This is a genomic window from Marinovum sp. (assembly GCF_034669705.1).
GTDB lineage: Bacteria > Pseudomonadota > Alphaproteobacteria > Rhodobacterales > Rhodobacteraceae > Marinovum.
This window is the reverse complement of record NZ_JAXMOR010000006.1, coordinates 132,301-144,644: the sequence shown is the minus strand read 5'-3', so window position 1 is coordinate 144,644 and position 12,344 is coordinate 132,301. Positions and strand designations below refer to the sequence as shown.

Annotated in this window: 12 protein-coding genes; 1 reads left to right on the top strand and 11 read right to left on the bottom strand. The window is 68.6% G+C overall.

Features of this window, described 5'->3' with window-relative positions; translation table 11 throughout:
• Genes VOI27_RS06495 through VOI27_RS06480 form a run of 4 tightly spaced genes read right to left on the bottom strand, consistent with a single transcriptional unit; the run spans position 1 to position 3,422 of the window.
• Positions 1–1,101: a glycosyltransferase family A protein gene (locus VOI27_RS06495; RefSeq protein WP_323764504.1), complete on the bottom strand. Its 1,101-nt coding sequence runs from the start codon at positions 1,099–1,101 to the stop codon at positions 1–3.
• Positions 1,098–1,673, bottom strand: coding sequence for a class I SAM-dependent methyltransferase (locus VOI27_RS06490; protein WP_323764503.1), 576 nt, complete (start codon positions 1,671–1,673; stop codon positions 1,098–1,100). The genes VOI27_RS06495 and VOI27_RS06490 overlap by 4 nt, the downstream gene beginning before the upstream one ends.
• Positions 1,670–2,362: a PIG-L deacetylase family protein gene (locus VOI27_RS06485; protein ID WP_323764502.1), complete on the bottom strand. Its 693-nt coding sequence runs from the start codon at positions 2,360–2,362 to the stop codon at positions 1,670–1,672. The genes VOI27_RS06490 and VOI27_RS06485 overlap by 4 nt, the downstream gene beginning before the upstream one ends.
• Positions 2,355–3,422: an acyl-CoA dehydrogenase gene (locus tag VOI27_RS06480; RefSeq protein WP_323764501.1), complete on the bottom strand. Its 1,068-nt coding sequence runs from the start codon at positions 3,420–3,422 to the stop codon at positions 2,355–2,357. Before VOI27_RS06480 ends, VOI27_RS06485 begins: the two co-directional genes overlap by 8 nt.
• A 224-nt stretch (positions 3,423–3,646) precedes the next feature.
• On the opposite strand from VOI27_RS06480, the gene VOI27_RS06475 reads away from it, so the two are divergent.
• Entirely contained in the window at positions 3,647–4,636 is a 990-nt protein-coding gene (locus tag VOI27_RS06475) for an LLM class flavin-dependent oxidoreductase (RefSeq protein ID WP_323764500.1), read from the top strand.
• A gap of 19 nt (positions 4,637–4,655) precedes the next feature.
• On the opposite strand, the gene VOI27_RS06470 is transcribed toward VOI27_RS06475, so the two are convergent.
• From VOI27_RS06470 to VOI27_RS06440, 7 genes are all read right to left on the bottom strand, one after another.
• Positions 4,656–5,765, bottom strand: coding sequence for a nucleoside hydrolase (locus tag VOI27_RS06470; RefSeq protein WP_323764499.1), 1,110 nt, complete (start codon positions 5,763–5,765; stop codon positions 4,656–4,658).
• A 12-nt stretch (positions 5,766–5,777) separates the two neighbouring features.
• Positions 5,778–6,638, bottom strand: coding sequence for an ABC transporter permease (locus VOI27_RS06465; RefSeq protein WP_323764498.1), 861 nt, complete (start codon positions 6,636–6,638; stop codon positions 5,778–5,780).
• 1 nt (position 6,639) lies between these two features.
• The gene (locus VOI27_RS06460) at positions 6,640–7,575 is read right to left on the bottom strand and encodes an ABC transporter permease (protein ID WP_323764497.1); all 936 of its coding nucleotides are present in this window, start codon (positions 7,573–7,575) and stop codon (positions 6,640–6,642) included.
• A gap of 79 nt (positions 7,576–7,654) precedes the next feature.
• Positions 7,655–9,004 carry an ABC transporter substrate-binding protein gene (locus VOI27_RS06455; protein WP_323764496.1) on the bottom strand — a complete coding sequence of 450 codons (1,350 nt, stop codon included), beginning with the start codon at positions 9,002–9,004 and terminating at the stop codon, positions 7,655–7,657.
• Between the two features lie 38 nt (positions 9,005–9,042).
• The gene (locus VOI27_RS06450) at positions 9,043–10,086 is read right to left on the bottom strand and encodes an ABC transporter ATP-binding protein (protein WP_323764495.1); all 1,044 of its coding nucleotides are present in this window, start codon (positions 10,084–10,086) and stop codon (positions 9,043–9,045) included.
• A 70-nt stretch (positions 10,087–10,156) separates the two neighbouring features.
• Complete coding sequence (locus tag VOI27_RS06445) at positions 10,157–11,578, bottom strand: hypothetical protein (RefSeq protein ID WP_323764494.1); 1,422 nt, start codon at positions 11,576–11,578, stop codon at positions 10,157–10,159.
• A 15-nt stretch (positions 11,579–11,593) separates the two neighbouring features.
• A complete protein-coding gene (locus tag VOI27_RS06440) occupies positions 11,594–12,331 on the bottom strand; it encodes a GntR family transcriptional regulator (RefSeq protein ID WP_323764493.1) in 738 nt (245 codons plus the stop codon).
• Positions 12,332–12,344: the final 13 nt, after the last annotated feature.

The following is a 12,344-nucleotide window of genomic DNA, read 5'->3' as shown; positions in this document are numbered from 1 at the left end:
TCACTCGGCCGCCTGAACCGGCGACGCCTGCCAGGACAGGTCCGCCCCGCGGCTCCGCATCTGCGTCAAGAGCGCGCCGCGGGCCGCGGCAGGGACCGCACCAAGAGCGGCGTTGATCGCCGTCAGCCGCGCCCGCTCGCCTGGCAATTGCCAGGGCAGCAAGCGCAGGCTGCGCGGCACCGGGCTGATCAGCCGAAAGGTCTGCCCGCCGCGCAGCGCCCGCTCGGCCCGCGCCAAGTGCGCATGGGCCGGCATCAGCCGCTCGTCGCACAGGCTGTCGGGCTCGGCGATATGGCGCGCGATCCGGTCGGCCATGCCGCCCCGCGCCCGCCCCGCCACCCGGCAAGAGGCCACCACGCCCACATCCGCCGCATGTACCACCGCGCGGCCGGCGCGTTTCAGCCGCTGGATGATCTCGCGATCCTCGCCGCAGTCCATGTTGGCGAACCCGCCCGCCGCCACATAGGCCGCGCGGGTAAATCCGAGGCTCGCGCCCGGCGCCTGTCCGTGGTGCGGCCATGGATTGGCGGCATCGGGGCTGACCAGGCTCTCGAATTCCAGCGTCGCACGGGTATAGGCCCGCTCGGCTTCGGCTCGCGCTACGCAGGGCCACGGCAGCCGACGCTCCTCCTCCGGTTCGGGGATCACATGGCCGCAGACCGCGTCGGCACCGCCCAGATGGGCAATGCTGTTGGCCACCCAGCCGGGACAGACGGTGCAATCGGCGTCGCTGGTCAGCAGATGTTGCACCCCCGGCAGGAGGCTCTGCACCACGGCCATCCCCAGCCGCCGCGCCACCCCGGCATTGCCACGGCCGTGAAACCCTGCCTCGACGACACAGAGCGCGAGGCCGGCGCGCTCCGCCGCCACGCGGGCCGCCTCTGCCGTGCCGTCGGTGCAATCGTTGGCCACCACCACGACACAGAGGTCCTCGCGGTCCCGGGCGAGGGCCGCAAGACAGGCGCCGATCCGCGCCTCCTCGTTGAGCGCCGGGATCACAACCGCCGTGGCCTGCCGCGCCAGAGCCGGCCCGGCAAAGCTGAGGCCTTGCAACGTGGTGGCAACCGGCATCGCCCGGCCAATCTGCTCAAGTGCGCTCATGCCCGGGCCTCCGGTTTCGGCAGCAGCCGGTCGAGGCGATAGCCCGGTCGCGCGACGCTCAGATCGCAGTGATGGGTCTGGGCCAGTTCGGCTGCGAAGTGATCGGCCGCCGGCCCGCCCTGCAGGTCATTTCCGGTGGCGCCGAGGTAGTTGACCGTCAGCACCTCGGCCAGCGGCCAGCGTTCGGCGATCTGTGCGGCCAGCGCTGCCACGCCGGCACGGTCGAGGAAATAGAGGAACTCCGACACCACGATCAGCTCGAACCGTCCCTCCGGCAGGCGGCAAGGGAAATAGGCGCAGAGGAACTCGCCCCCCGGCACCGCCTCGCTCGCCGCCGCCAGCGCCCGCGGTACCGCGTCGAGCCCGACATAGCGGTCGGTCCGGGCCGCCAGCCGCCGCGCCAGCTCGCCGTTGCCGCAGCCGATCTCGAGGATCGCGCCATAGCGCATCCGGGCGCAGGCGCCGAGGGTGGCGGCGAATTTCTCCTGCTCGTAGGTGCTTTGGCGGAAATTCCAGGGGTCGCTGCTTTCGGCATAGATCCCCTGCAACGCCGCGCGGTCGACGGCGCTCATCGGCGCACCTCACGGAACCGCTCGGGCTGCTCGGCAAAGAAGCTGGCAAAGCCCGGCGGCATGGCAAACCCCTCGGGATCGTCCGTCACCAGCTGGCCCAGTTGGCTGCGATGAGCGGCAATCGCCGCGGTTTTGCGCGCCCGCCAGCCGCTGGTCTCGAAGCTCTGCGCCGCGTCCTCGGCCCAGAGCCCGCGCCAGCGCGCCCAGACCGAATAGTCGAAGAGCCGCAGCCCCGGCTGCCGCGCGCAGACCGCCCGCGCCAGCTTCGCCACCGCCAGATGATCTCGGTGCGGATCCTCGGGTGCCGGGCCGAAGAGCGTGCCGATGTCGCGTTCTTCGCAGAGCGCCGCGATTGCCTCGACCGCCGGGCCGCCCTCTGGCGCCGCCTGATCCGGGTGGCGCAGGCAGCTGACGTCTTCCGTGCGCCCGCCAAGCGCCGCCACCGCCGCCAGCAGCTCTTGTTCCCGCTGCACTGCCAGACGTTCGGCCGGCCAGTCGCGCGAGCCGGGGTGCGACATCCGCCCGTCGGTGACGCAGACCACATGCGCGCCATCGGCCTCGAAACAGGCCGCCAGAAGCCCGCCGCAGCCAAGGCTCTCGTCATCGGGATGCGGTGCCAGCACCATCACCGGCCGGCCGCCGGTGAAGTGACAGAGATCGCGCGACGCCCCCCCGCCGCGCCTATCCATGCCAGAGCTCCAAAAGGTCACGGCCCGGGGCGAGCGCGATCCGCCCGGCGCGCTGCTGAAAGGCATCGCGCGCCACCTGCCGCATGTAGGTGGCAAGGTCGCGGGCGATGCGGCCGGTCTCACTGTCGCTGTCGAAATGCGCCAGGCCGATGGCACGTTCGACCGTGGCAATCGCCGTCTGGCCGATCTCCTCGGTCTCGAGCCGGGCCAGGATCGACAGCGCCACCGCCCGCTCGGCATCCGCCCGACCCTCTTGCCCCTCGGCGATGCGCGCGGCGCGCTCGACCAGCCCGATGGCGCCGTAGGCCCTCTGCAGCACCGCGGCCAGCCGGGTGATCTGCGCCTCGGCCTCGAGCCGGTCAATCGCCGCCAGCCGGTCGCGCGCCGCCGCGATCAGCCCGAAGGTGCCGCCCAGCTGCAGCGCCGCGATCCGCCAGACGCCGGAGACGAAGCCCGGCTCGGTCAGGTAATCGCCCGGCGCGCCGAAGAGCCGAAAGCGCTCGGCCGGAAGCCCGTTGAAATCATAGTTCCCGGAGGCGCTGGCGCGCATCCCCAGCATGCTCCAGACCGCAGGGTCCTGCCGCTCTGGTGCGTCGCTTTCGGCCAGCGCCAGCCGCACCTCTGGTCCGGAGTTCACCGTGACCGCCGCCAGCGACACCACCCCCAGCCCCGAGGCGAACCGCTTGCCGCCGGCCAGCCGGTCGCCCGCCAGCGTCAGCGGCGTGTTGCCATCGGCGCCCCAGACCCCCAGCAGCGCGCCGTCGCGCACGGCCGCGGCCATCTCGTGGCGCAGGGTCTCGGGGGCGAAACGGTCGACCAGTTGTACCGCGTTGACATGACCCTCGAAGAGCCGCGCCAGCGACAGGTTGGCCTGCGCGATCCGCATCAGGCCGCGCACCGACGCCTCGGCCCCGGCGCCACCGGCCCCGAGACCCGCCCCGCCGAGCGAGCCCGGCAGCACCGCCTGCAACAGCCCGGCGGCGCGCAGCGCCTCGACCGAGGCGGAGATGTCCTTGTCGCCGCGGTCCTCGGCCCTGGCATTGGCAGCAAGACGGGGCAACAGATCGTCGGGGATTTCGGAAGAGGGGGGATGCGGCGGGACAGGAAACACGGGGCTGGACTGATCTCGCACGAGGCACCTCTTGACCGACACGGGGGGTTCATACACCCAGACCCAACAGCGGGGCGGGGCAGAAGTTCCAGACCGGCGGCGGGGCGAAAATGCCGGCACCCGGCTTGGCGCGGCTGCAGCAAGTGCATAGGTGAGGCAAAAGGATATCGCAGATGCAGCACTTCTCCCTTCTTGACCTCTCGCCGGTGCCCGAGGGCGCAACAGCCACCGAGGCGCTGGCCAATACCGCCGATCTGGCCGTCGCCGCCGAGGCGGCCGGCTATCACCGCTTTTGGCTGGCCGAACATCACAACATGCCGGGCATCGCCAGCGCGGCCACCGCGGTGGTGATCGGCCATGTCGCGTCGGTGACCCGGACCATGCGGATCGGCGCCGGCGGCATCATGCTGCCCAACCACGCGCCGCTGATGGTGGCCGAGCAGTTCGGTACGCTGGCGACGCTTCATCCCGGCCGGATCGACCTCGGCCTCGGCCGCGCGCCGGGCACCGACGGCGCCACCGCCCGCGCGCTCAGGCGCAACATGTCGCCAGAGGATACCTTTCCGCAGGATGTGCAGGAGCTGATCGGCTATCTCGGCTCAGGCCCCGCCGGCGCGGTCCGTGCGATCCCCGGCGAGGGCACGGAGGTGCCGGTCTGGATCCTCGGCTCGAGCCTCTACGGCGCGCAACTGGCGGCGTATTTCGGCCTGCCCTACGCCTTTGCCTCGCATTTCGCGCCAGACATGCTGGGACAGGCGATCGAGGTCTACCGGGCGCAGTTTCGCCCCTCGGAGACGCTGGCCGCGCCCCACGTGATGATGGCCGCCGGGGTCTGCCTGGCCGACACCGCAGAGGAGGCCGAGACCCTGCGCTCGTCGCAGTACCTCGCCTTTGCCAACCTGCGCACCGGCCGGCCCGGCAAGCTGCCGCATCCGGTTGCCGACGTGGCGGCGCATATCCCCGCGCCGGTGCTGGCACAGGTCAAACACGCGCTCTCGGTCTCGGCCACCGGCACGCCCGAGATGGCGCGTGCGCGGCTGACCGAGCTGCTTGAGCGCTACCGGCCCGACGAGATGATGGTCACCGGCATGATCCACGACCCCGCGGCGCGGGTGCGGTCGTTCGAGCTGGCAGCGGAGGTGCTGGGCGGGCTGCGCGGTTGAGGCGCAGCCCGCAGGCCGGTCAGGCCGGGGCGCGCTCGAAGGCGCGGTACATGTCCTCGAAGATCGCGTCGCGGTCGAGATCATAGGCCTCGAGCATCAGGTGCCGGCCTTCGGGATGCTGCCAGCTGAGATCGTCGTCGAGCAGCGGCGATCGGGTCAGATGGGTGCTGACCAGGCTCTCGTCGAACAGCCAGGCGACGTTGATGATGTCCCAGATCACCCAACTCTTGGTCTCGCGGTCGGTGATGGCGAACATCTCGTGCAGCGGGTTGTTGGTGTAGAGATGGTGCAGGTAGGCGCCGATCGCGCCCTTGTCCTTCACGAAGCGCTCCATTTCCGGCAGCGACAGCTTGAGCTGAGCGCCGACGTGATAGCCCGGCAGGTAGACATGCGGCACGCCGCAGTCGAACAGCAGCTGCGAGGCCAGCCGGTCCTGCACCAGGTTCAGCGAGGGCACATTGCTGAACGGCGCGTAGGAGGGAAAGCCCGAAGTCCAGACCACGACGATCTTCTCGATGATGTCGGGCGCCATCAGCAGCGCCGAGGCTATATTGGTCAGCGCCCCCATGGCGAGGATGTAGAGCGGCCGGTCGTCCTCGGCCCGGGCGCGCTCGATGATGAAGCGCGCGGCGGCGGTGTCGATCGGCTGTTCGAGGCTCTCGAGATAGCCCGGCGTGCCGCGGAACACCTTGCCCTCGGAGGGCACGCCGCATTTGTCGAACACCCGCAGGATCTCCTGGTAGGAAAGCTCGGCACCCTCCTCTGCGCTGACGAAATTGACGTCCTCGGCGCGCTTGTCCTGCGCCACCAGCCGTTCGGCCCAGCCGCCGAGACCGCCCATGAAGTGGTCGGTATCTCCCTCGGCCTGCGCCGCCTTGAGCGCGTCGACCGAGGCGATCAGTTCGTCGCGGTGATGGGCAAAGCTGAAGGGCACCGCGGTGACCCCTTCGAGATCGAGCCGTTCGGGCGAAAGCAGCGCCCAGGCGACGGCATATTGATCGTCGATCTCGTTGGCGGTGTCGGTGTCGATGATGACGCGCGGTCTGTCGCCGGGGCGGCCGAGGCGGGCCTCGACCAGCGCCTCGTCCAGTTTGGGAAACCGGTCGATGATGGCTTGCGGGGTGGTCATGGAATGGTCTCCTTAGTTTCCAAAGCCCTTGCCGAAGGCCTCTTCCTTGATGAAGCGTTCGGAGATGATCAGCAGGATGATGCCCGGCAGGGTGACGATCAGGGTGATCCCCGCCGCCGAGGCATCGAGCGTGCCGCCGGCGATCTTCGAGAACAGCAGCGTCGGCAGGGTGACGATCTGGCCCTGTCCGAGGAAGAAGGTCAGCAGGAAGATGTTGGTCGACACGAGGAAGGTGAAGAGCGCGCCGGCGACCACGCCGGGCAGCAGCATCGGCAGGGTCACCAGCCGCAGCACCTGCCAGCGGTTGGCGCCGAGGATCATCGCCTGTTCCTCGAAATCGCGCCCCAGCCCCTGATAGACAGCGGTCAGCATCCGCACCATGTAGGGGATCGTCGGGATCAGGTGGGCGATGATGATGCCGACGTAGCTGCCCGCCAGCCCGAGCCGGATGAACATCATCAGCAGCGCGATGCCGATGGCGGCCTCGGGCACGATCAGCGGCAGCGACAGGAAGAACTCGAAGGCGCTCTTGCCGCGAAACTTCTCGCGCGCCAGCACCCGGGCGGCCGGCAGGCAGATGGCAAGGCAGATCACGGTGACAATGGTGCCGATCACCACGGTGTTGACCGTCGCCTCCCAGACCCGGCTGTAGGGCGAGAGCACGTAGTCCCAGGCCAGCGGCACCATCGCGGTGTCGCGCTGCTCCAGCCACCAGGTCGAAGGCAAGAGGTCGGGCCAGGCCCAGCGGAAGGCAAAGCTCTGGATGATCAGCGGGATGAACGGCCCGAGGATGAAGCCGGCGATGATCAGCAGGTAGAATTTCTGAAACGGCGAGAGCCGGCTCGACAATGCGATGTTGAACTTCTGTGCCATGTCAGTTCCGTCCCATGCGGCGTTCGAAGCGGCGGTAGGCGGCGAGGTATCCGAACAGGATCACCCCCGCGACCAGCCCGATCGAGACCACCGTCGCCATGCCCTGCAGCTGCAGGGTGTAATCGGCATCGTTGAAATAGCGCCAGGCCACCACCGGCAGGGTGTCGGGGAAGCCGCCGCCAAGGATGAAGGGCGCCTCGAAAGCCCCGACGTTGAAGGCAAAGCAGATCAACGTCGAGGAGACCACGCCGGGCAGGATTTGCGGCAGGGTCACGCGAAAGAAGATGGTGCGGCGCTTGGCACCGAGGATGGCGGCGGCCTCTTCCGTCTCGCGGCCGATGCCCAGAAGCACGGCATAGACCGCCAGGGTGATGAAGGGCGTCTGCTTCCAGACGTAGACCGCGATGATGCCCCAGCCATAGTGGGTCTTGAGGATCTGCGGGAATTGCGAAGGATCGTCGATCATCCCGAAGAACGCCGCCAGCCGCGACAGCATGCCGCCGTTCGACAGCATCAGCACCGCGAGCGCGATGCCCACCGTGTAGGGGATCATCAGCGGCAGCTTGTAGAGATACTTGTAGAAGGTCTTGCTGGGAAAGGTCTTGACCAGCGCCAGCGCCAGCAGGATGCCGAAGATCAGCGCGATCACCGTCGAGACCGTGGCGTAATAGAGCGTCAGCCCGAGCGAGACCCAGAAGGTCGACGAGCCCCAGAGCGCGCCGAAGTAGCTGAAATCGGGGAAGGTGTTGACCCCGAACCAGGGCGCGAAGCCCAGCGATTGCAGGATCGCCAGCACCAGCGCGCCGCCGAACAGCAGGACCAGGATGGCCATGATCGGCACGAGCTGGATCACCTGCCAGAACCGGGTGCGGCGTTCGCGGGCGGTCATCCGCAGCGGCGCGGCGGATTTGGACGCAATCGACGATGATACGGACATCCGTGCCTCCGAGTGAGAAAGGAAAAGGGGGGTGGGGGTGCGGCCGCCGCGGGGAGCGGTGGGGCGGCCGCCCTGCCGGTTACTTCGACAGGTTTTCGTAGGCACGGGCGACGATCGTCTCGATCGGATCGCTGCTGTCACGCTCGATGTACTCGAGCCAGGTCGCCTCGATCACGTCGACCAGGGTCGCGTTGGTGTCGGGGGCGGCATTAGCATCGAGCTCGTCCTGGGTCACGCCGACGAGGCCGGGCGAGGCCTCGGCGATCGATTGCGCGCCGGCCTCGTCCAGCATCCAGCCGTCGATGCCCGCGGGCATGCCGGTCTGCTGCAGTTTCGAGGCCTGGGCCTCGACCGAGGTCATCCAGTCGGCCAGAACAAGCGCCGCGGCGGGGTTCGGCGCATTGGCCGGGATCGCCAGATAGTTCTTGTTCTTGATCATGTTGCCTTCGGGAAAGACGAACTGCGTCGCCGCCTCGGGGTAGGAGCCGGTGGCAAGCCCGGTGGCCACCGCGTAGAGGCCGAACTTGCAGTTAAAGTCGATCTCGCCGTTCAGAAACAGCCCGTCGAGCGCGGCATTGTCCTCGGGGTAGCGCGGCGTGCCGCCGGCGGCGTCAAGCAGGAGCGGCTCGAGGTCGCGCAGGTATTCCATGCCGGGTGCGATCAGCCGGGCCAGTTCCTCGGCCGGGATCTCGTCGGTCGAGCGCTGGAACGGCTCGGCGCCGTTGCCGTCGGGGTTGTGGGCGTAGATCGCCTCCTGCACGAAGGTGTTGCCGATGTAATGCGGCGGCTTGACGTAGGTGAACTTGCCGGTGTTGGCCTCGAGATAGCCGCGCAGCTCGGCAAAGGTCGAGGGCACATCCTCGGCGGCGACCCGGTCGGCGTTGTAGGCGCAGACATATTGCTCGCCGGACCAGGGCACCTCGGCGCCGTCGGTCTCGACCCCGAAGTCACGCAGGTTCAGCAGCGCGCGCGGGTCCTCGGCATTCCACTCGAGGTTCGCGGAGTTGGGCAGCAGCGGGGCGAAGCTCCCGAACAGCGCGTCCTGCCGCCTGAGGGTGGCGAAGTTCTCGCCGTTGAGCCAGATCATGTCGACGCTGCCCTGCCCCACGCCCTTGCCCGAGTTCTTTTCGGCCAGGACCAGATCGACGGCGTCCTTGGTGCCGGTGATCCGCACCGGGTTGAGCGTCACGCCCTTCTCGGCCAGCGCCGGGGTGACCGCGCGGTCCATCCAGACGTTCAGAAGATCGGAGCCGCCCCAGTAGTAGAGGTTGACGGTGCCTTCCTCGCCGGCGCGCGCCTCGACGGCCGACCAGTCGGTCTCGCCGGCGAGAAAGCCGTCGCGGAACTGTGCCGCCTCGGCGTCTTCGGCCTGTGCGGCACCGGCCGCGACAAGCGCCAGCAGGCTTGCCACTGTTGCTGTATGTTTCATGATTGTCCTCCCAAGGTTATACGAATGCCGCCGGCGACCTAGCTCGCCAGCAACCAGACCCTTTCGGGGTCGATATCGAGCCAGACCGGCGTGTCGACATCGACCAGCCGCCGGGCCTGTTCGGTCACGGTGATCTGATGCGCGCCGCAATCGACGGTGTAGTTGACGCTGGCGCCAAAGAAGTCGCGCGCCACCACCTTGCCGGGAACGCCTCCCTGCGCCGGCTGTGTGGTCATCAGATCGATCGCCTCGCTGCGCAGCATCACCCGCACATCCTCGCCGGTGCCGAAGCCCGGCCGCGGCGCGACCCGGATCGGCCCGACGCCGGTCACCGCCAGGTCATCGGCCTTCATCGCGGCCGGCACGATATTCGTGGCGCCCATGAAATCGGCAACATCGAGGCTGGCGGGCTGGCGATAGAGCCGGTCAGGCGCGTCATATTGCGCCAGATGGCCGTTGAAGATCACCGCCACCCGGTCGGCCAGTTCCATCGCTTCGACCTGGTCGTGGGTGACGAAGATCGTGGTGATGCCGAAGCGCTGCTGCAGCTCGCGGATGAAGCGCCGCATCTCGCCGCGCAGCTTGGTGTCGAGGTTGGCCAGCGGCTCGTCCATCATCAGCACCGAGGGCTTGGTGATCAGCGTGCGGGCAATCGCCACCCGCTGCATCTGGCCACCCGAAAGCTGCGCCGGAAAGCGGTGGCGGAACTGCTTGAGCTGCACCACGTCGAGGATTTCCTCGAGCCGCTCGCCGATCTCGGCGCGCGGCGTGCCGCGCACGCTCAGGCCGAAGGCCACGTTCTTCTCCACCGTCATATGCGGGAAGAGGGCGTAGCGCTGGAACACCATGCCGACATTGCGGTCCTGCACCGGCTGTTCCGAGACGTCCTCGCCGTCGAACAGGATGGCACCGGCGCTGGGCCGCTCGAGCCCGGCGATCATTCGCAGCGTGGTGGTCTTGCCGCAGCCCGAAGGCCCGAGCAGCGCCACCAGTTCGCCGGATTCAATCTCCAGATCGATGTTCTCGATCGCCACGAATGAGCCGAACTGCTTGCGCACGGCGTTGAGCTGGACCTTGGTCACATGGGCCTCCCTGCAGACAATTTGTATTGCCTAATTTGTATGTACAAGTTCACACGCGCGAGCGTATCTGTCAACTAAAACCCGTCGCAAGACCGTCATGTTCGGCAATGATTTCCAGCGGCTCCATCGCCATCCAGGTGGCGAATTCGCGGAAATCGCTGGCGAAATGTCCGGGCACCAGAACGAAGTGGTGATCGAGCCCGTGCTCCATCACCGAGGTCACGATATCGCCGGCCGTGTGGGCGCCGCGCGATGTGCGGAAATCCGTCACCCAGCCGCGACAGCCGGTAAAGCCCGATTCGCCGCCCGCCCTGACCTCGGTCTCGAAGCCGAAGGCGGCGGTGCCGCTGCGCGCCACCCGCAGCACGGTGTGCGGCCCGTCGGGAAAGACGAAATCGGCGATCGCGCCAAAGCGCGGGCCTTCGGCCGTGCCCCGGCCGATCATCGGGTGGTTGATCCAGGCCGCCGCGTCGCCGCCCATATAGAGCGGCCCGCCGCCGCCGTGCCACATCAGGATCCGGTCCTGCGACAGCTGCGGTGAGGTCATGTCGAGCAGGCTGCCGACCCGTCCGGTCAGCGCCCGCGTCACGATCTGCGTCACCGTGCCCAAGACGTCGCCCTCAGAGGCCAACGGCAGATTGTCGACCTCCTCGAGCCAGCTGAAGGCGGCGCCGGGGTGCATGCCCGGGTCTTCCTGCAGCGCCGGCCAGTCAGAGACCGCCAACCCGGCAAAGCCGTCCTGCTCCACGATCTCGCGCATCGCCAGCGCGGCCCGTGCGGTCAGCGCCATCTGCGCGTCGGAAACGCCGCGCACCTCGGCCCGCGCCGCCATCGCCGCCACTTCCTGCGCCACAGGCTCGCCGCCCTGCTCAGTCATGCCGGCGGTCAGTCGGTGGATATCCACATGCACCGGCTCGGCCCCTGTCGCCCGCTTGAGCGTGTCGGGCGTCACCGCCATGTTGTAGAAGGTCGGCGCCAGCCCGCCGATCACACCGATCCGCGCGTCGCGCAGCGCCGCCCGGGCCGAAAGCGCCCGCAGGCTGCGGCTCAGCCGGGCGCGCAGGGCGGCATCGTCCGGCGCGCCGAAATACCATTGCACCGGAGCGCGGCGCAGGTCGCGCACGCCGCGCGCGATCGACAGGCTCATGTTGAGCGAGACGAAATTGTTCAGCTGGATGTCGCCGTCATGGCCCGGTTCAGGCGTCGCCCAGACCCCCATCGGCAGGTCCGACAGCGCGATCTGCCGCGCCACATCGCCCATGGTGAACCCGCCATGCAGCAGCAGGATGAACTCCGCCCCCTGCCCCCGGCAATGATCCAGTGCCCGCTGCGCCTGCGCGCCGTCCAACGGCACCTCTGGCGCCTCGACGATCCGCGCGCCACAGGCATTGGCAATCTCGTCGAGCGCCGCGCGCGCGGCCTCAAAGACGCCGTGGCGCTCGGGGAAATAGCTCGGCAGGGAGGCCTTGATCAGGCCGATCGTCAGGGGCATGGGCAATCCTTGAATTCAGGCCGGGTCGGCTTCGCGCCGCGCCCCGACAAGGGTGTAGGTGATCGGACCGACCCGGTAGACCTGGTCGAAGAACACCGGTTTCTGGGCGTCGTCGAAGGCGGTGCAGGCCTGCGACAGGATCGGCGTGTCGGCGGCGATCCCCAGCCATTTCGCCGCGTCGGGCGGCGCGGCGCAGGAGCCTACGGTCTCGCAGGCGCGGCCCCAGTCGATCTTGAACCGGTCGGCGAGGATGCGCAGGATCGACTGGTCCTGACCCTCTTCCGGGAAATCCGCCTTGCTCAGCCCCGGCACCAGCCGACGCGGCAGCCAGGTGCTGACCAGAAGCTTTGGCGCGCCGTCGATGGTGCGCAGCCGACGGATCAGTGCCACCGGCTCGTCAAAGAGCGCGGTGACCTCCTCAGGCGGGGTCTCGTCCACCTCGCGGATCTCGATCAGCCGCGCGCCGGGCATCCGCCCCTCGCGCAGCACCATGTCGGTAAAGGAGGTGAGGCAGGTGGTCTCCGGCGGCGAAAGCGTGTTGACCAGGTAGCCGCTGCCCTGCCGCGACACCAGGTAGCCGGCCTCGACCAAGAGCTCGAGCGCCCGGCGGGCGGTGACCCGGCTGACCGCGAAGGACTGCGCCAGCGCCTCTTCCGAGGGCAGCCGGGTGCCGACCGAATACATTCCCGCCTTGAGCCGCCGCAGCAGCTCGTCATGGACAACCTGGTATTTCGGCGCCGCGCGCATGTTCATCCTGTCACCTTTC